Genomic DNA, 18,472 nt, shown 5'->3' with positions numbered 1-18,472 from the left:
GAGAGCTACTTGGTTACATGCTCTTATTCATACATATACGAACGTGTCATCGGAATTGTATCATTAATCCCTTTTGTAAATACAAATTGATGTAAATCAATATTACCTGTAAAGAACGAAGCTGCACATGCATTTAAATATAAATGCCACATGCGGATAAATCGCTCATCTTTCGTTTTACGAACTTCCTCTAGTACGTTTTCAAAATTTCGAGCCCAATGTTGTAATGTTTTTCCGTAATGTCTACGTAAGCTTTCTACATCCACAATAAAAAATTGTTCGTTTGTCATGTTCGTGATTAATTCGTTCACAGCAGGAACATACCCACCAGGGAATATATATTTTTCAATCCAACCATTCGTAGCACCACCATTAGCCGGAGAAGTAATGCAATGCAGCAGAGAAATCCCGCCATCATTTAATAGTTTGTTAACTGTTTCAAAGTATTGCGTAATGTTGTCTTTTCCTACATGTTCGATCATACCTACACTAACAATTTTATCAAATTTATGATTCTTAATATCGCGGTAATCAAGTAAAGATACTTCAACTAAATCCGTAAGTCCCTCTTGTTTAATTCGCTCAGAAGTCTTAGCATATTGTTCCTCACTTAACGTTACTCCCATCGCTTTCACACCGTACTGTTTAGCGGCAGCTGTAATGAGTTCACCCCACCCACAACCGATGTCTAATAGCGTATCACCTTTTTGAAGGTTCAACTTTTTCAAAATATGATTCACTTTATTATGCTGCGCTGTCGTTAAAGAATCTTGCTCATTTTGGAAATATGCACAAGAATATGTCATTGTTTCATCAAGCCATAATTTATAGAAATCGTTCCCAATATCATAATGATGAGCAATATCATCTTTATTTTTTTGTTTTGAGAAATTCCATTTACTTTTGAAATATTGCAACTTACTATCACCTAAAAAGCTATCCTGCCTTTTATAAATAGATTGAATTGCTTTTTCAAGGTTACCCTCTATTTCAAGATCCCCATTCATATATGCTTCACCGAATGCAATAGAAGGATCCTTAGCGATTTCTTTTTTTGAAAGTGGCTTATGGAATGTTATGTGAAATTGAGGTTCCCCTTCGCCATATTGGATTGTTTCTCCATTCCAAAGTGTAATTTGAACTGGATCTGAAAACAGATTTTTGAGTATTTTTTTATAAAAAAGTTCTTCAACCATAAAAACATCTCCTACTAAAAAATTGAACAAAAAACTATACTAGTTAATAAGTCTTTTTGAACATAGCTTAAAATCGTTATTGTACTGACTTCTTGCTACGAGTGTCATTATAAAACGGTTATATTATGAAGCATAGTACGTACTTTAAAGTGATGTAGGCACTTTTAAGTACCCATGACTGAAACAGGTCCTCAAAAATTTTACTTTTCATCATAACAACTTTCTAAAGTTTTAAAACGAAAAACACCACCTCGTCATTAGGTGGTGTTTTCAATATTACATATAGAGATTTCACTTAACTTCTGTGTTTTTTCTATCTATGCATCGTTCTCCCCATACGGTCAATTGATTTAATACATTTTGCAAAGACCACCCATAATCAGTTAAGGAGTATTCTACTCGGGGTGGAATTTCTTTATAGATTTCACGTGTAATCACACCATCATCTTCTAGCTCACGTAATTGTTGCGTCAACATTCTAACAGAAATTTCAGGAATTAGACGCTGCAACTCGCTCGTTCGCTTTGTTCCTTTCGTTAAGTGACATAAAATGACGACTTTCCACTTTCCCCCGATAATTTCTAAAGTTGCTTCTATCGGTATATTGTATTGTTTCACACGATCTCCCTCCTTTTTTCTAAATTTCTTCTCTATTGTTACGTAAAAACAAATAATTTTCTATACGGCACATTTTAGTTCCTACAGCACAAAAAAGTACCTATATTACAAAAAAGTAATTATGCTGCTTAAAAATCTCCCTCTATACAAAAAGAAAAAACGAACGTATTCTCGTTCGTTTTTTCTTTCTTTATTCAACTGCGGTTATAAGCATAGACGTGTTACCATTCTTTTCAAGATGATTTTCTCCCCAGTTACAAAGAGTATCGAGTATAGAATCTAAAGAATGACCGTAATCAGTTAAAGAGTATTCTACTTTTGGTGGCACTTGGTTATACACTTTTCTCTCGATTACACCATCTTCTTCTAATTCACGTAATTGTTGCGTTAACATCTTTTGTGTAATACCAGACATTAATTGTTTTAATTCGCACGTTCTCTTTTTGTCTTTCTTTAAATGACAAAGGATAACTACTTTCCACTTTCCACCGATAACCTCTAAAGTTGCCTCTACAGGAATATTGTATGTTTTCATATAAAAATCTCCTTTAATAATTTTATAAGACAAATAAGCTAAAATATTTAAATATTACTTTTAAGTATCTATAGCACCTTAAAGTACGTACTTTTACCCTGTTAAACATGTTTCATAATAGCATACGTAAACAGCAGATGAGTAGTACGGCACCAAAAAGTACCTGTATTACTTTTTAGTATCTATATCACTTTAAAGTACGTACTTTTCATTATGTAAAATACATTTCATAATAGCATTTGTAAGGGTTGAGTGAGTCATGCAGTGTTAGAAATTACCTGTTAGTACCTTTACTTTAAAGTGAGTATTTTTCTCATACATTTTGTCAGACGATAAAATGACATGTTTTCATTTTCACATCCATTCACAGTGAATAAATATTTTTCAAATACATTTTAGGAGGATATCTATAATGAGTAAATTACTAAAAGAAAAAATCGGGTTTGGTACAGCACCACTAGGAAATATGTACCGTAATATCCCAGAGGAAGAAGCAATCGCTACAGTGGATGCTGCTTGGGAGAATGGCGTTCGTTACTTTGATACAGCTCCACTTTATGGATCTGGCTTAGCGGAGATTCGTCTTGGTGAAGCACTATCAAAAAGAAATCGTGATGATTACTTTTTAAGTACGAAAGTAGGTCGAACTATTTCGGATGAATTAGAAGATCCATCTGCACGTGATTTAGGTGAAAAAGGCGGGCTTTTCGAATTTGGTCGCAAAAATAAAATGATCAATGACTATAGCGCAGATGCAACACTTCGTTCTATCGAGCAAAGTTTGAAACGTTTAAAAACAGATCGTCTAGACTTTGTTTTCATTCATGATTTAGCACAAGACTTTTATGGTGATGCGTGGATTTCACAATTTGAAATTGCTCGAACAGGAGCATTCCGTGCGCTAACACGTTTACGTGAAGAAGGAGTCATTAAAGGCTGGGGGCTTGGAGTAAACAAAGTAGAATCAATTGAACTTATGCTTGATTTAGAAGAAGCGAAACCAAATATATCCTTATTAGCTGGTCGCTATTCATTATTAGACCACGAACGTGCATTGCAACGAGTAATGCCTGCATCTGTAAAGCATAATATGGATATTGTTGTTGGTGGCCCATATAGCTCAGGTATTCTTGCTGGCGGCGCTCACTTCGAATATCAAAAAGCATCGCCAGAAATTATTGCAAAAGTTGAGAAAATCAAAGCTCTTGCAGATCGTCACGAAATCAGCATCAAAGCTGCTGCATTACAATTTTCACTAGCAAATCCAGCAGTTGCTGCCGTTGTTCCTGGGGCAAGTAAACCGGAACGAATTGTAGAAGACCAAAACGCCTTAAATACAGTAATTCCAGCAGCATTCTGGGAAGAAATGCGCGAACAAAAACTAGTAGCACCTAATGCACCACTACCAATCAACGTAAAATAATTTGAAACCTTAATCAGTGGGGTCATCCCACTGATTATTTGCTCGCAAATATCGAGATAAAAAGGAGCGTAATGAACATGGCACATACTACTACATCTATGGAAATTTTCGGTTCACCTGAACAAGTATGGCAATTAATCGGAGGTTTCAACTCCCTTCCAGACTGGTTACCTTATATACCTAGCAGTAAATTAACTGAAGGCGGTCGTGTACGTCATCTAGCTAATCCAGATGGCGATACAATTATAGAACGCTTAGAAGTATTCAATGATAAAGAACGCTACTACACGTATTCAATCATGAATGCACCATTCCCAGTCACTAATTATCTATCTACAATCCAGGTGAAAGAAGGTACTGAAAGTAACACATCGTTAGTAGAGTGGTCTGGTACATTCACTCCTGTTGAGGTTAGTGATGAAGAGGCAATAAATCTGTTTCATGGTATTTACAGCGATGGACTGAAAGCATTACAGCAAGCATTTCTAGATTAATTTACTAAAAACAATGAAAAGCAAAGCGATATCGCTTTGCTTTTTTTATAAAATCCCTTTTAACTTTTCACCAATTAACTTCGCTAGATACTCATAACCTTCTGGACCAAAGTGTAATCCATCTTTTTCATCATTTTCTACAAACCTTTTATAATTCAGTTCTTGAATCATTTCAGCATACAAATTTAGAAAATAGCTTCCTGTTTCTTTTGCCACTTTCTCCACCACGTCTGCATACTGACAGAGCACTTCATTTGTTCTATTATGCTGCCTCTCTTCATCAACTGGCGCAGGGCTAATAAGCAGCACTTTACCTGACGAAATATGGTTCACAATCTTCTCTAAATTTTCTTTGTATGCTTGTAATGACACTTGAGAAAAAGAAACTGCATCATTCGTACCAAGAAAAACTGTTACGAAATCTGGTTTATATGATATTACATCTTCTTCAATCCTATTTAACGCATCGAATGTATTATCACCTGGAACACCTGCATTCACTACTATCCAATTCGGAAACATCTCTTGCAAACGTGGTGTTAATCTCGGCATTCCATCATAAAATGTTTCATCAGCTGTAATACTATCTCCAAAACATACTAACGTTTTCATTAAGCTACTCTCCTTTTACGTATGAAACAACTTTCCTTCTATTGCTTTTATATATCTTTCAGCAGAACGTTCAACTGCCTCATTTGCATTTTCCTTTACTACTCGATGAAAAGCGTTGTATAAACGATTAAACTGTAACGGCTTCACTCGATTCACCATTTCTTCCACTTTCCTCGCTGGTAGTGGAATTAAGTTTGGATAGCTGTACATGAAGCTTACCCACCGCTCATCTGCTACAACTTGAATAATATCACCTGTTAACAAAATCCCTTTTCCATCATTACCTTCTTCCCAATGCAATACAGAACCACCACTAAAATGTCCTCCAAGACGATGTACAGTAATCCCATCAGCTAATTGTAAAGACTCACCAGACCAATAAATAATACGACTACTCGGACGCATCACCCACTCTTTATCATCTTCATGTATATAAATTGGTACATCAAATGTCTCTGCCCATTCTACTTGCGTTGAATAATAATGAGGATGAGACAATGCAATCGCATCTAATCCGCCAAGCTCTTTTATTTTCGTAATTGTCGTTTCATCTAAATACGTAATACAGTCCCACAGTAAACGATATGACTCTGTTTTCACTACAAATGCCGTTTGACCGATCGCAAATCCTGGTTTTGTCGTAATACTATAAAGTCCATTTTCCTCTTTAATTATTTCATTTTTATATGTATCATCTGTTTGCAAATTTTCTAAAGTCGTCCAAGACTGCCCTTTCAGATTCACATACTGCCTTTCTTCATCACAAATATGACAACTCACTGGTTCTTCTACACTCGCTGCATACTGCACGCCACACGTTGTACAAACGAAATTTTTCATCATAATTCCCCCTATCCCTAAATTTTTATTAAGCTGCTTTTTTATGTTCAATTAATAAACTTATAAAAGTAAGTAAATAGACAAATGTAACCGATAATGGAATTACAGTAAATCCTTTTTCGCTTCTACAACATTCATCTCACCATCTCCCCTAAAAATATTTGTACTATAAAGTCACCTCAACCTCACCCATCCAATAACGCCAAGCTGCTAAATAATCTTCTAAATCTGTCGGGTGGTGCCGTAAACATGTATCTATACGCAAATATAATCCTATGACTATCTCTTCATATAAATCACGGTCATTTTTATGAAATACACATTGTTTCATCGCATAACCAATCGTTTCTTTTGTTAAATCTTCCGGAGTTGAACAGAACGCATAAATTAAATCATATATAGGATCTCCTAACACTGGTAAAGGATCAATTACACCGTGCAGTTTATTCTCTTGAAATATAAAATTATGAAATCCAAGATCACCATGCAATAAAAATGGCTGATTTATTCCAGTCCCCCTACTTGGACTATTTGCTAACTTAAAAACCGTTCTATACGCTTCCTCACTTATGTAACGTCTTACATTTTCATGAGCTTCCATCACATTTGTCGTTAAAAATTCATTCCAAGATTGAACTAGGTTTTCTTTCCATCCCCAGCCATCAATCTCTGTAGCTACTTCATACTTATTGATAACTTCCTTTACAAGTTTACAAAGAACGCTCCGTTTATGGCCTAGTTTGCAAAAAGTTGTGCCCTCAAGGAATGAGTAAACAGTATAGCAATTTAAAGGTTCCTTATAAAAAAGCTTTGGAAATAATTCATCCTTTTTATAAAACTGAAGAAAATAAGCTTCTTCACGTATGACATCCGATTCATTCAACTTTACAACGTATTGTTCATCTAACAAATATATAGTACTTGTTGTTCCCCCGTTTAACACTTTTACACTATTTGGATAATGTGAAATCACTTTCTCCTTAACTAGTTGTGCAGTGATTATTGAAATATCCATTCTCTCACCCTTTAACTCCGAATATTCCCTTAATTCAAAAGACAACTTTACTATTATTTGACAAACATAAGGGAATTCCTCCTAAAAATCTTAATATAACAAAAGATAATTTCATTTCATTGCAACTGCGTCTTTCAATATTCCATCATATAGTTCATTCCATTGATGGTAATGCGATGTAATTTCTTCACTCCAAATGTTCTTCATTTAATCTAGTAATTTCTATTGAATTATCTCTTTCTTTTAACTTATGAGCCAAACTTTCTACACCAAACACTTCTGTAAACGTATGACTGCCTACAATTAAATTAATCCCTTTAAATTTCGCATGTTGCACTGTATATAATGTTTTTTCACCTGTTATGTACGTGTCACACCCTTTTTCTAATGCACGTTCAATCAAATTTGTATTGTTTCCTGCACCGGTTAAAATCGCAATCCGTTTTACTGGTTTATCGTGATTTCTCCAGCTCTTCACTTTCTCTTCCATTCTTTCTTCAAGTTTTCCAACTAAGTTTGAAAAAGGAATCGCTTCTTTATATTCTCCTATTCCCGGTAGTTCTTCTTCCTCATACGTGGAATATTCCAGTATTGTATCTATCCCAATTCCGTTAAATAACGATGTACATGTGCCAAACTTTACAAAATCTAACGGCAAATGAACCCAAAAATGATTCATTTCATATTGCTTCAATTTCTCAATACAAGCCTCTTCCATACCAAATAAAAAACTCCACGGCGCATGATGTGTAACTATCATATCGACTCCATTTCTATACGCTTCTTCAATAGTTTCTAACGTTAAATTTGTTGTGTAACCGATTTTGTGAAATTCATCTTTACTTATATGAGTAAAACCATATTCATCATCGCCGTATTTATGAAGATGCTCTCCAAATAGTGATGTTATATGTTCGTTAAACTGCTTTATATTCATTTTATTTCTCCTTTCATTTACTTTTATATTTCAAAAATAAGGAAATACTAAATAAAAACGTTACATACATATAGGAGGACACCATGAAACCTGAATTTTTAAAAGCTGTACATGATGCCATTGGAAACGTCGAACATATTCATATAGAAGAAAGCGGTGCTGACAGCTTACTTATCCATCATGATGATGCACAGCAATTACAACAAGTCGCTAAAACGCTAGAAAATAACAATTTTCGCTCTGCTTTAAGAACAACTGGAGATGCTTCGTATATTGAAGTGTTGAACAGATAATGAAAGTCCGGATGTATGCCGGGCTTTCTTTTTTATATTAAAACTTCAAACCCTTTCACATACACCGCTGTTCCAGCAATATCTATTTGTAACTTTTCGTTTTCTATCCCTTTCGTTACATAAACAGTTACACGACCATCTTTATTTATTTCCTGTCCTTGCTCAACGATTAAGTCCAATTCATGTTCAAAATCTTTCTCTAAATACTCCGCATAATACGCTCCCATTACACCTGAAGCTGTTCCTGTCACTGGATCTTCAATCGTCCCAGCATAAGCTGACGAGAAATGACGGCCATGCATTTGTGCTAGTTCATCATAAGTTTCTAGACAAATTGGGTGAATAGAAGCATTAGGTATTTCTTTTAATACCGATGGAAATGCAGCATTATTAGGTTTCATTCTCTCACACGCATCTAGATTTTTAATCGGCACAATTACAGTCCAGTTTCCTGTACTTCCATATACTATCGGTAAACTTACATCTAAATCATTTACTTCTAAACCAATACTATGAGCTAATTCTTCTTTTGAACCTGCAAAATCTTTAAACTGAGGTGCTGTCTGCCTCATTTTAATAAAGGTTTCTCCATTTTCATTTACACCTATTTGTATCGGTAAAATCCCTGCCTTCGTTTCAATCGTAAGGTTACTTTTCTCTTCTAATAAACCTTTTTCGCGCAAGGCATATATCGTCCCTACTGTCCCATGACCACATAAATCCATTTCAAAACCAGGTGTAAAATAGCGCATTCTTATATCTCCTACTTCTGAGGAAAGAACAAAAGTTGTTTCGTTATATCCAACTTTTTCAGCAATAATTTGCATTTCCTCTTCCGTTAATCCATCTGCTTCTAATACAATACCTGCTGGATTTCCCTTATTTGGTTTATTCGTAAATGCGTCATAATGAAATACGTTTATAGTCTTCATTTTCTTTTCCCCTTATTTGTCCATTTCTTTATTTTTATAATCAATAAGAAAATTGATCTAACCAACTTTCATAATCATCATTTTGGAACGGACGGATCATCAGTCTCTCTGTCTCTACCTGTAATAGCGGCAGCTTCATTTATATCTCTTCCCTCAATTGTTTTTCGAATATTCTTTATTATCTTACACAAAATACAAAATCTAGTAAATCATTATGTTTTTGGTACATAAAAACCCAGTCATGCCTTATACATAACTGGGTTCTCCATCGTTTTATAATTTTCTATTTCACAAGAACTACATCTCGTAATTCCCTCTTCAACACTTTTCCTAAAGCGTTTTTCGGTAACTCGTCTATGAATACTACTTCTGGTATTTTATAACTTGCTAACTTCTCCTTACAATACTGAATAATACTTTCTTCTGTTAATGTTGTTTCGCCATCCTTCACAATGTAAGCTCTTGGAACCTCTCCCCAAAAGTCATCTGGAACTCCAACTACTGCAACTTCTAAAACACCTTGTATTTCATGAATAACATCTTCTACTTGATCTGGATATACGTTGTCACCACCGCGTATAATAACGTCTTTATATCTTCCCATAATATGCAGGAATCCATCATCATCTATCATGCCAGCATCGCCCATGTTAAACCAGTTATCTTTTACTACCTTCTTTGTCGCCTTTTCATTATTCCAATACCCTTTAAACATGTATGGACTTTTCACATGAATCTCTCCAACTTCATTTGTTGTTAGTTCATGTCCTGTTTCCGGATGAACAATTTTCACCTCTACATTTTTCAAGGTCTTTCCTACAGAAGACATCTTTTCTTTTCCCATCATTGGATGCCATGAGGTTACAACCCAACCTTCTGTACTACCATAACCTTGCACCATATATATTCCTTTTTCCATATATTTTTGAATGAGTGTTTCTGGCACTTTTGTACCACCGCTTTGTGCTACTTTAAAGGTTGAAATATTACGTTCTTTTTTATTTAATTCATCAAGCATGTAACTATAAACAGCAGGGAACGCAAGCATCGTAGTAATTTTCTCTTCTTCAATCTTATCCCAAATAATAGCAGGATTCGAATCAGCTAAGAAAATCATCGTAACGCCATGATAAATACAATTTAAAATAGAAAGCACGCCACTCATATGAAACAATGGATGCACAGATAAAAAGCGTTCACCTGCTGGGATTTCTCTTTGTCCCGCAATTTCAGCAAAATAATGATGTAAGTTTTTATGTCCAATTACACATGCTTTCGCCTGTCCAGTCGTTCCTGAAGTAAATAAGTAAATGGCATCGTCTTCTTCATGAACTTCTACGTTCGGTTCTGTTGTTGGCTGTTTTTGCAACTCTAATTCAAATGAACCAAAACCTTCTTTTGTCGTTTGAATTACATAAGGAATTTCTTTAACAGCATCAACCTTTAATAACACTTCACTAAATTCTTCATCAATAACTAACACTTTTAATTTCGCTTCTTTTACAATCGTTTCTAATTCATATACAGTAAGCTGATGATTTAGTGGAATAAATACCACTCCAATTTTTAAACTTGCCATCATAACGCTTGGAAATGGGTGATTATTTTTGCATAGTATTCCTATACGATCTCCTCTTTGCACACCATTATGTAACAAATAATGTGCAAGCTGGTTTACTCGTTCATTATATTGCTGAAACGAATATCTTTTCTTCCCCCCTACAAGCGCTTCCAAATTTGGTGATTGCATTGCTCTTTTTTGTAGTAATTTTTGCATCGTTCTCAAGTAAAACTCCCCTTTATATATGTTAGGTTTTTTATTTTACCAGATTAATTATTAATTTACTAAAGATTACACTTAGTGAATATAAGAAAAATATAAAATAGCCATTTACTTCACAAGTAAATGGCTATTTTTCATTATATATTAGAATACTTCTTGTTCATCACATATTGCACATACTCAGGTGCACTTTTATCAATCTCTTCATCACTTAGTTTATATTCTGCACCATATAAATAAAAGGAAGGTATAAATTTCATACCTGTATATAGGCATGTAGCTTCGAATGGTTTCGTCAACTCATCCATTATAATTCCACTATTTTCATAGTCTTTTTCTAATCCACCTATAGAAATAGCTAAACCAAATTCTTTCCCCTTCACTTTATCTCCTTGTGATCCGTACGCAAATCCATATGTTAATACATCATCGAACCATTTTTTTAATAATGGTGGTGTGCTGTACCAGTAAAGCGGAAATTGAAATATATATCTGTCATGTTCTACTAATAACTTTTGCTCTTGTTCAATATTAAACTCCCAATTTGGTGCCACCTTATATAATTCATGCACCGTAATTTCATCTGAATGTTTCTCAAGTTCTTCTATCCATCTTTTATTAATTTTTGATTTTTCAATATGAGGGTGTGCTACAATTACAAGTGTTCTCATCATTTTCCAGCCCCTTTATAAATTAATCAATCCTTTACGTATTAGTATGAATGAGTTACATATAATTGAAAAGTACGTACTTTCAGGTACTATAGGAACCTTGAAGTACCTTTGGAGGTGTTATATGAATCAAAATGATAATTGCCCAATTGCAACAACACTCGATGTAATCGGTGGAAAATGGAAAGTTCATATTTTATGTATTTTGTCGGATGGAAAAATGCGAACAAATGAAATTAAACGAGAAATCCCAAACATTACACAAAAGGTTCTTACACAACAACTTCGGCAACTTGAAGCTGATGGGATTATCTATCGTACCGTATATCAAGAAGTACCACCAAAGGTTGAGTACACACTAAGTGAATACGGAAAATCTTTAATGCAAATAATGGATAATCTGTTTGAATGGGGAAAAGATCATCAAATTAAAAGATTACATGACTAAAAAAGCACTATATACTTTGTTTCATTCTCTACGTTCATATTTTTTATTTCTATAAAGTTTATTTTCATCATTTTTTAGCTAACTTGTTTTCTTAGATTGATGGACGTGACCCCACATCCATCAATCTAAAAAGATACAATTAGAAAAATGAGATTTCTATAAAGTTTCGCATATAAACACTACTTCCGCCTCATTAAGCGCTCGCTCTACTTTTTCTAATCTCAATTGTACGTAAGCTATAAAGAAGCACCCCTAAACCGAGAATTTTTTCATTATTAGACGCATTAGAACCTAAGGTAATAGTAGGTACATTTAAACCCATAAACCTTTCACTCCATTCTATAGGCATATAAAAAGATACTCCTTAAAAATAAAAAACGCTATTCTCTCTGTAAAATCATAGAAAAGAATAGCGTTTTTTATTTTGAAATAGAAGTCATTATTTAAACTAAACATGCTAATATTGATTTTGTGCGATTGTCAGTTACCTCATAATAAATTTCTAATCCTTTCCGAGTACCTGTAACCATTTTAGCAGCTTTTAGTTTAGATAAATGTTGACTAATTGTACTTTGAGGCATTTGTAAATCCCCATACATTGTTGTTACATTAGTAGGACCTTTTGCAAGCATTATTTTTACTAAAGATAGACGAACTGGATGCGCCAATACCTTTAACACCTCAGCGATTTCTTGAAACATTTCTTTTTTTTCTTTCATCTTATTTCTCCCCTTTTATATACATATTTATGTTATCCATATATATAATTCGAAGGTATATGCGTTTTTGTGTCCGTCATTTTAAAAAAATATAAAAAAACTTTAATCCGAAACTAAAGGATTAGCTTAACATACTGTCTCACTATTCATAATGAATAGGAATCTCGTTATAGAAGGAGCAGTTTTTATGCTACAACTCTACATTCAACTAACTAAAACTAATGAAAAAAAGAGCAGATAGTCCGCTCTTTTATGATGCCTCCTTATGTTCCGTGGAATGTTTAACACTCCCCAGTCTCTTTAGTTTATTCCACCCTACCGCTACTCCTCGAAGCGATGAGAATATAGATTTAATGACAACATAAGTCATAAATTGACGATAAATAAAACGTTGTAAAATTAACCATGCCAATGGTTTTGGGTTCTCTTCCTCTAATTTAAATGCGAACAGAGAAGCGAGAAGATCCATTAAAAAGAATACAAAATAAAATCCTAAAACTTTTAGCGGATTACTACTAAATAGTCCTATAATCATTAATATATCTGCAAAAGGAGCAATGAATTGCAGAATATATTGGAATAACCACATATTAGGCAGTGCAATAAACCCTAATGTTTTATGTTTTGAATTACACAACGCTTTTCGATGTTTCCAAAGACATTGAAGTGTACCATATGACCAACGATATCGCTGTTTAATGAGACTTTTCACATCCTCAGGTGATTCCGTAAAAGCATGCGCTTTTTCTTCATATACAATTCTATGCCCTTGACGTAAAAATGTAATAGTAAGATCCGTATCTTCTGCTAATGTATCTTCGCTTAAATATCCAGATTCAACTACATTCTTTTTGCGCCACGCCCCAATAGCTCCTGGAACGACTGTAATACAATTTAACTCATCAAAAGCTCTACGTTCTAAATTAAACCCTGTAATATACTCAACATGTTGCCAAGTAGTTAACAAATTTCGTCTATTCCCCACTTTGACATTACCTGAAACTGCAGCTACATTCTGATCTTCAAAGTGTCTAACCATTAAAGAAATAGCGTCTTGCGCAATAATAGTATCCGCATCTAAAGTGACAATGATTTCTCCTCGCGATTGTTGAAACCCTAGGTTCATTGCCGATGATTTCCCGCCATTTTCTTTCTGAATGAAACGAACTTTAGGGTGTTTATAAAATGTTTCTTTCATTACTTTTGACGTACCATCTGTCGATCCGTCATCCACAACAATAACTTCAAATTCTCTATAATTACTATTCAAAATTGAGTGAATCGTCTTGGCTATCACCTTTTCTTCATTATATGCCGCTATGACAACACTAACAAAAGGTTGATAATACGAATTAATATAGCGAGATAACGTTTTTCTTTTCTGCTTCCATGCAAAATAAATTAAGAATAAAAATCGAAAAATCCCTAATCCAATAGCAATATAAAAAATAGTAGTTAATATATGCTTAAAATATCCGGCTCCTGAAAAGACAGCTTTATTATAAAGTAAATATTGCTTCCCCTCAGAAGAAACAGGAGGCATAATTTCATCTCGTTCTTTATTCATTAAATCTGAAATTGTTACAAAACTATATCCATGCTTTTTTAGGTCTTTAATAATGATTGGGAGCGCCTCTACTGTATGTGTACGATTCCCTCCCGCATCATGGAGAAGAATAATATTTCCCTCTCCCTTATAAATGGGATTAAGAGCACGTCTTACTAATTCATTTGTTGATGGTGTTGCCCAGTCTTCGGGATCAACTTTTTCCGCTACCATTGTATAGTTCATATTTTGTGCACGTAAAATAGGCAATATTTCATTTGAGGAATCCGGGTTAGCATCCGCTTCATATGGCGGTCTAAATAAAACCGTAGAATGTCCAGTTACTTCCTGAATTAAACGTTGCGTCGTATTAAGTTCTACTTTCGTTCGTAGTAAAGACGTATCAGCTATGTTAGGATGCTTGAAAGTATGATTGCCAATTTCATGCCCTTCATCGTATATTCTTTTTACAATACTAGTATTTAGTTGTGCGTTTTCACCAAGTACAAAAAAAGCAGCTTTTATTTGATTCTCTTTTAATATATCTAAAATTTCTGGCGTATATTTCGGGTCTGGTCCATCATCAAATGTTAATACTACTTGTTTCCCATTTGGTTTTCCATATCGTTGCACTTCATATGCAGATGGTAAGGATTGATATACTTCATCTGTAAGGTAACCATCTTTGCCTACTTTAAAATCTCTCAATCCATTTTTTCTTTCATTCTCAATCTGTAAAATTTCACCTTGTCCAGAATAATTTACTTCATCTAAACTATTGATTTTATGTAATACATTAGGATTTTTTTGTGCCTCAATCGGATTTTTTAAAACTTTCCATATTGTAGGGTCTTCTGCTCCTAGTCTCCATAACGCAAATCCCTTTGCATTATTGTCCATTGCGATTTTAACTTGATTATAAAGAGTTACACCGTCTAAGAACCAAGCAGTATGTTCTTTCCCTTCTGTTTTATACCTAAAATAAGGGTTTCCACTCATTTTATCCCATTGAATTTTCATATTTGAATCATGAGCCATTGCCATAACTTCTGAGAAAGTTAAAGACTTCGCAGCTTCTTTACTATTCACTTCCCAATCATATCCATAGTTACCGAAAGCAACTATAAGCTTATTAGACGGAATATTCAGTTCTTTCAATGTATGTTGGAACCATTTATTTGAAGCAATTGGTCCTGCTTCCCCGGCTCCATAGTGCTCATCGTACATCATTACAATCATTCGATCTATTATTTTTGCTAACGCACTATAATCAAAAGCCTTATCATTAGCTGGAACATCTTGTGTAACGAGCAAATCATGTTGATGAAATTCCGTAGTAAGTTCTTTCATAAAATTTGTTAAGTTTTCTCTATCACTTTCAGGTACGGCCTCAAAGTCAATATTAATTCCTGAAAAATGATTCTTTTTAACTTGGCTTACTAAATCATTAATAAACTTTGTCTTTACATCATTTGAGGAATTCAGTAACTTATGAATTAGCCCACTATCAGGACCAGAAGCTTCCTCAGTATAGTTAGTAAGCAAAGGCATAATCTTCACTTGATTTTTTTCTGCCAACTTTACTATCTCAGGTTTGATCTCACTTCTAATCGTTAAATCTGCTTTTAAATGATACCACTCTGGTACTAACGTAGTTAAGGAATCGATATTTTCTTTTAAAGAAGCGGTACTATTTTCATCCCAGTTTACATAAAAACCATACACTTCTTTAGGTTGTTTACTATCCTTCGGCGGATTCACCAAATTTTTATTATCCTTCGTTTCGGTATTTGGGTTAAATTCTTCCTTCTTTAGCTGCTGATCACTAAGTTTTTGATTAATTGGTACAAGTTTAGTATCTTGTTGTACAGCGGTATTCATATTTGGAATTTCTGGTGTTGAAAAAATACTTTGAAAGAAAAAATAAAATACAACACCTACACTAACTATTGAGATACATAGAAACGAAATAAAGGCTATGTTTCTCCTTCCTTTCGGATCATAAAAAACAGGTTTTTCTTTATCTTTCTCTTGTTGAATGTTTTTCTCCATTATATTTTTCACATACTCCTTCTTAATAGAACTATAAAATAATAAAGTGCAACTCTAATCTGCCCTCACCAATTGGGCATTTACAAGCAGCCCAACTCCCACCTAACTTCTTTGCTCCAGCCAAATTTTGAGATGGGAGTTTTACTGCCCACAATAGCGAGAGAAATCCTTTTAGCTTTGAAATGAATCTCTCACTTCCATATTCTATTGATTCTTCTTTTCATTCCCTTGCTGGTGGCCTCTATTTTCTTGTTGAGACCCCCTACCGTTGTTCCCTTGCTCGTTTCCGTCATTTTCTTTCTGGGATCCTCTTCCATTGTTCCCTTGCTGATTCCCATTATTTCCTTGTTGAGGATCTCTTCCATTGTTCCCTTGCTGATTCCCATTATTTTCTTGTTGAGACCCTCTTCCGTTGTTCCCTTGTCCGTTTCCGTTATTTCCCTGTTGAGATCCTCTTCCGTTGTTCCCTTGACCATTTCCATTATTCCCTTGTTGTGATCCTCTTCCGTTGTTCCCTTGACCATTTCCATTATTCCCTTGTTGTGATCCTCTTCCGTTGTTCCCTTGACCATTTCCATTATTTCCTTGTTGTGATTCTCTTCCGTTGTTCCCTTGCTGATTCCCATTATTTCCTTGTTGAGATTCTCTACTGTTATTCTCCTGTTGATTCCCTCTATTTTCTTGCTGAGATCCTCTTCCATTGTTTTCTTTTATTTGCTTCGATGGCTGTCCCTCTGTTTTCTTTTGTTCTTTCTGCTCTTGCTTTTCATATTTTTTTTCTTTTACAGGAGACAAATCCAGTGATGCATCAGGAGATAACTCCGGTTGTGATTGCACCTCTTCTTCGTTTTCCACCGGATTAGACGGGGTGGCAGGGGGCGTAAGTGATTTGTTCTTCTCATTCTCTTGCTTTATATAGACACCTGTGCCAATTCCAGCTTTTCTAGCATTCTCTCGTACTTGCATCGTGCTACTTTGATATTCAACTGTAATATGTTTTAACTCATATTCTTTCTTCAATTCTTTCATTGCCTTTTCTAACTGTGGTTCTAGCGCCTTGTCCTTTGCAACTGCTGTTAGCATAACTTGCTTATCATTCGTTAAATACTTATCCTCTTGACTTTGCTTTATAATAGTACGTATTACTTCTTGTAATTGTTTATTTTCCCATTGCTTCAATTCTTTTAAAATACGCCTTCCATCATCATTACAAGCCTGTAAATCTATAACACGAAAATCCTTCGTTACGCTCACCTCTAAACTTGGATTTATATCAACTGAGACGTAAGCAAATACTTTTTCTTCTGGTTGGTTGTAGAAAAACAGCACTGCAAATAGAAAACAAGCAACAAGTATTGATGTAGGTTTTAAAAAGGAAGGGATCGAAAAATACGATGCTTTTTGTTCTTGCTCATCAAATGAGATTTCCTCCCCGATCATGCAAGAATCCCCTTTTCTTTTACACGTAATAAACTCTCCATTTGGTGTTAAAACAACTACGCTATGCTTTTTTATATCCATCACAATTCCTTTATTCATCATGCTTTTCCCCTCTTATGTAATCCAGAATATATGTATAGTTGTTTGCAAAAATAATACACATTGCAATAATGTATTTTCTATGTCGTTCCAACGTTTTACGACTTACCCTAACACGCGGTTCAATATGTTTAAGCGGTAACTTTTTCTTTCGGAACAGCTCTTCCATCATTTCCTCTTCTTTTATAATAATTTTTACAATTTCTATTAAGTGCTCACGCGTATCACGATGCTTAGGAGATTCTTTAGCAAGCTCTGAGAATGTGATTTTAAACTCAGCTAGCACACTTTGAAAATGAAGAATTTCCTCCTTACGGTTACTATTTTCCATCTCTTTCATATACTCCGTAAGCGACACTTGCATTTCTAACATTTCCTCTTGCTCATCTTCTTTTAAAAAGACAAAGTTATGTTTAGACTCCTTACGTATATAGTCAATTACATCTCTTTTTATAAGAAGATCAGCAAACGCTAAAAAGGATTTTCCTTTTGTATAGGAATACTGTTCAATTGCTTCGTTAAATGCAAACAATCCAATGCTATATTCATCATCCTGTTCTGTAATATATCGGCGGCAGACAGATGAGATTGATTTTCTAATAAAAGGCTGATACTGTACGATAAACGCTTCTTTATCTTCTTCGTTGTTTTGTATGTTACATACGATATCTTCTATTTTCGGTTTTCTTAAGATCTTCATTACTAAACTCAACACTTGTAATCTCCCAGCCTCCTTCAAATAGCAAAATGGCCACTACACAAGTGACCATTTAACCAGATTTTCTTGGTACTTTTCTTCGGTCTTGTTTTCTTGCTGTT

Annotated in this window: 19 protein-coding genes and 2 pseudogenes; 4 read left to right on the top strand and 17 right to left on the bottom strand. The window is 34.5% G+C overall.

Annotated elements, in window-relative coordinates:
* Positions 1-23: 23 nt before the first annotated feature.
* The 3 genes from IQ781_RS26320 to IQ781_RS26310 all read right to left on the bottom strand — a co-directional run bounded on the left by IQ781_RS26320 (position 24) and on the right by IQ781_RS26310 (position 2,349).
* Positions 24-1,196, bottom strand: coding sequence for a cyclopropane-fatty-acyl-phospholipid synthase (locus IQ781_RS26320; protein ID WP_063220855.1), 1,173 nt, complete (start codon positions 1,194-1,196; stop codon positions 24-26).
* 291 nt (positions 1,197-1,487) lie between these two features.
* Positions 1,488-1,814, bottom strand: a complete 327-nt coding sequence (locus IQ781_RS26315; RefSeq protein WP_000816335.1) for a winged helix-turn-helix transcriptional regulator — start codon at positions 1,812-1,814, stop codon at positions 1,488-1,490.
* A 190-nt stretch (positions 1,815-2,004) separates the two neighbouring features.
* Entirely contained in the window at positions 2,005-2,349 is a 345-nt protein-coding gene (locus IQ781_RS26310) for a winged helix-turn-helix transcriptional regulator (protein ID WP_000860821.1), read from the bottom strand.
* Between the two features lie 412 nt (positions 2,350-2,761).
* On the opposite strand from IQ781_RS26310, the gene IQ781_RS26305 reads away from it, so the two are divergent.
* Together IQ781_RS26305 and IQ781_RS26300 are read left to right on the top strand one after the other, a co-directional pair.
* Positions 2,762-3,772, top strand: a complete 1,011-nt coding sequence (locus tag IQ781_RS26305) for an aldo/keto reductase (protein ID WP_000040527.1) — start codon at positions 2,762-2,764, stop codon at positions 3,770-3,772.
* Between the two features lie 77 nt (positions 3,773-3,849).
* Complete coding sequence (locus IQ781_RS26300) at positions 3,850-4,266, top strand: SRPBCC family protein (protein WP_000951521.1); 417 nt, start codon at positions 3,850-3,852, stop codon at positions 4,264-4,266.
* A gap of 45 nt (positions 4,267-4,311) precedes the next feature.
* On the opposite strand, the gene IQ781_RS26295 is transcribed toward IQ781_RS26300, so the two are convergent.
* From IQ781_RS26295 to IQ781_RS26280, 5 genes and pseudogenes are all read right to left on the bottom strand, one after another.
* A complete protein-coding gene (locus IQ781_RS26295) occupies positions 4,312-4,878 on the bottom strand; it encodes an SGNH/GDSL hydrolase family protein (protein ID WP_065212052.1) in 567 nt (188 codons plus the stop codon).
* Between the two features lie 15 nt (positions 4,879-4,893).
* On the bottom strand, positions 4,894-5,721 hold the full coding sequence (locus IQ781_RS26290) for an MBL fold metallo-hydrolase (protein WP_139846870.1): 828 nt from the start codon (positions 5,719-5,721) through the stop codon (positions 4,894-4,896).
* A gap of 25 nt (positions 5,722-5,746) precedes the next feature.
* Positions 5,747-5,842: pseudogene (locus tag IQ781_RS28505) on the bottom strand (DUF7010 family protein); the annotation flags it as partial.
* Positions 5,843-5,884: 42 nt separating this feature from the next.
* Positions 5,885-6,733: an aminoglycoside phosphotransferase family protein gene (locus IQ781_RS26285; RefSeq protein WP_139846871.1), complete on the bottom strand. Its 849-nt coding sequence runs from the start codon at positions 6,731-6,733 to the stop codon at positions 5,885-5,887.
* Positions 6,734-6,920: 187 nt separating this feature from the next.
* On the bottom strand, positions 6,921-7,670 hold the full coding sequence (locus IQ781_RS26280; protein WP_001022442.1) for a Nif3-like dinuclear metal center hexameric protein: 750 nt from the start codon (positions 7,668-7,670) through the stop codon (positions 6,921-6,923).
* An 83-nt stretch (positions 7,671-7,753) separates the two neighbouring features.
* On the opposite strand from IQ781_RS26280, the gene IQ781_RS26275 reads away from it, so the two are divergent.
* Positions 7,754-7,963, top strand: coding sequence for a hypothetical protein (locus IQ781_RS26275; RefSeq protein ID WP_000801653.1), 210 nt, complete (start codon positions 7,754-7,756; stop codon positions 7,961-7,963).
* A gap of 32 nt (positions 7,964-7,995) precedes the next feature.
* Here the strand turns inward: IQ781_RS26275 and IQ781_RS26270 are convergent, their stop codons facing one another.
* From IQ781_RS26270 to IQ781_RS26255, 4 genes and pseudogenes are all read right to left on the bottom strand, one after another.
* Positions 7,996-8,895, bottom strand: a complete 900-nt coding sequence (locus tag IQ781_RS26270; RefSeq protein ID WP_139846872.1) for a PhzF family phenazine biosynthesis isomerase — start codon at positions 8,893-8,895, stop codon at positions 7,996-7,998.
* 46 nt (positions 8,896-8,941) lie between these two features.
* Positions 8,942-9,034, bottom strand: a pseudogene (locus IQ781_RS26265) (GNAT family N-acetyltransferase); the annotation flags it as partial.
* Positions 9,035-9,178: 144 nt separating this feature from the next.
* Positions 9,179-10,672: a class I adenylate-forming enzyme family protein gene (locus tag IQ781_RS26260; protein ID WP_080117514.1), complete on the bottom strand. Its 1,494-nt coding sequence runs from the start codon at positions 10,670-10,672 to the stop codon at positions 9,179-9,181.
* Positions 10,673-10,815: 143 nt separating this feature from the next.
* The gene (locus IQ781_RS26255; RefSeq protein WP_139846902.1) at positions 10,816-11,349 is read right to left on the bottom strand and encodes an NAD(P)H-dependent oxidoreductase; all 534 of its coding nucleotides are present in this window, start codon (positions 11,347-11,349) and stop codon (positions 10,816-10,818) included.
* A gap of 124 nt (positions 11,350-11,473) precedes the next feature.
* Between IQ781_RS26255 and IQ781_RS26250 the strand changes: the two genes are divergently transcribed.
* Entirely contained in the window at positions 11,474-11,797 is a 324-nt protein-coding gene (locus tag IQ781_RS26250) for a winged helix-turn-helix transcriptional regulator (protein ID WP_001072981.1), read from the top strand.
* Between the two features lie 193 nt (positions 11,798-11,990).
* Here the strand turns inward: IQ781_RS26250 and IQ781_RS26245 are convergent, their stop codons facing one another.
* The 5 genes from IQ781_RS26245 to sigI form a co-directional block, all read right to left on the bottom strand.
* Entirely contained in the window at positions 11,991-12,146 is a 156-nt protein-coding gene (locus IQ781_RS26245; protein ID WP_001121201.1) for a hypothetical protein, read from the bottom strand.
* Positions 12,147-12,240: 94 nt separating this feature from the next.
* The gene (locus tag IQ781_RS26240; protein ID WP_000660066.1) at positions 12,241-12,516 is read right to left on the bottom strand and encodes an ArsR/SmtB family transcription factor; all 276 of its coding nucleotides are present in this window, start codon (positions 12,514-12,516) and stop codon (positions 12,241-12,243) included.
* 250 nt (positions 12,517-12,766) lie between these two features.
* Positions 12,767-16,114, bottom strand: a complete 3,348-nt coding sequence (locus IQ781_RS26235; protein ID WP_139846903.1) for a trifunctional glycoside hydrolase family 18/polysaccharide deacetylase/glycosyltransferase family 2 protein — start codon at positions 16,112-16,114, stop codon at positions 12,767-12,769.
* A gap of 204 nt (positions 16,115-16,318) precedes the next feature.
* Complete coding sequence (locus tag IQ781_RS26230; RefSeq protein ID WP_139846873.1) at positions 16,319-17,656, bottom strand: anti-sigma factor domain-containing protein; 1,338 nt, start codon at positions 17,654-17,656, stop codon at positions 16,319-16,321.
* A complete protein-coding gene (gene sigI / locus IQ781_RS26225; protein ID WP_002082432.1) occupies positions 17,646-18,368 on the bottom strand; it encodes an RNA polymerase sigma factor SigI in 723 nt (240 codons plus the stop codon). The genes IQ781_RS26230 and sigI overlap by 11 nt, the downstream gene beginning before the upstream one ends.
* Positions 18,369-18,472: the final 104 nt, after the last annotated feature.

The sequence above is a fragment of the Bacillus sp. N447-1 genome, from assembly GCF_022701035.1.
GTDB lineage: Bacteria > Bacillota > Bacilli > Bacillales > Bacillaceae_G > Bacillus_A > Bacillus_A cereus.
This window is presented reverse-complemented; position numbering and strand designations above follow the sequence as displayed.

Coding starts and splice junctions, on each gene's coding strand:
- IQ781_RS26310 (WP_000860821.1), bottom strand. CDS start 2,349: ATGAAAACATACAATATTCCTGTAGAGGCAACTTTAGAGGTTATCGGT.
- IQ781_RS26305 (WP_000040527.1), top strand. CDS start 2,762: ATGAGTAAATTACTAAAAGAAAAAATCGGGTTTGGTACAGCACCACTA.
- IQ781_RS26270 (WP_139846872.1), bottom strand. CDS start 8,895: ATGAAGACTATAAACGTATTTCATTATGACGCATTTACGAATAAACCA.
- IQ781_RS26260 (WP_080117514.1), bottom strand. CDS start 10,672: ATGCAAAAATTACTACAAAAAAGAGCAATGCAATCACCAAATTTGGAA.
- IQ781_RS26285 (WP_139846871.1), bottom strand. CDS start 6,733: ATGGATATTTCAATAATCACTGCACAACTAGTTAAGGAGAAAGTGATT.
- IQ781_RS26295 (WP_065212052.1), bottom strand. CDS start 4,878: ATGAAAACGTTAGTATGTTTTGGAGATAGTATTACAGCTGATGAAACA.
- IQ781_RS26230 (WP_139846873.1), bottom strand. CDS start 17,656: ATGATGAATAAAGGAATTGTGATGGATATAAAAAAGCATAGCGTAGTT.
- IQ781_RS26300 (WP_000951521.1), top strand. CDS start 3,850: ATGGCACATACTACTACATCTATGGAAATTTTCGGTTCACCTGAACAA.
- IQ781_RS26275 (WP_000801653.1), top strand. CDS start 7,754: ATGAAACCTGAATTTTTAAAAGCTGTACATGATGCCATTGGAAACGTC.
- IQ781_RS26250 (WP_001072981.1), top strand. CDS start 11,474: ATGAATCAAAATGATAATTGCCCAATTGCAACAACACTCGATGTAATC.
- IQ781_RS26290 (WP_139846870.1), bottom strand. CDS start 5,721: ATGATGAAAAATTTCGTTTGTACAACGTGTGGCGTGCAGTATGCAGCG.
- IQ781_RS26320 (WP_063220855.1), bottom strand. CDS start 1,196: ATGGTTGAAGAACTTTTTTATAAAAAAATACTCAAAAATCTGTTTTCA.
- IQ781_RS26240 (WP_000660066.1), bottom strand. CDS start 12,516: ATGAAAGAAAAAAAAGAAATGTTTCAAGAAATCGCTGAGGTGTTAAAG.
- IQ781_RS26235 (WP_139846903.1), bottom strand. CDS start 16,114: ATGGAGAAAAACATTCAACAAGAGAAAGATAAAGAAAAACCTGTTTTT.
- IQ781_RS26245 (WP_001121201.1), bottom strand. CDS start 12,146: ATGCCTATAGAATGGAGTGAAAGGTTTATGGGTTTAAATGTACCTACT.
- IQ781_RS26255 (WP_139846902.1), bottom strand. CDS start 11,349: ATGAGAACACTTGTAATTGTAGCACACCCTCATATTGAAAAATCAAAA.
- IQ781_RS26280 (WP_001022442.1), bottom strand. CDS start 7,670: ATGAATATAAAGCAGTTTAACGAACATATAACATCACTATTTGGAGAG.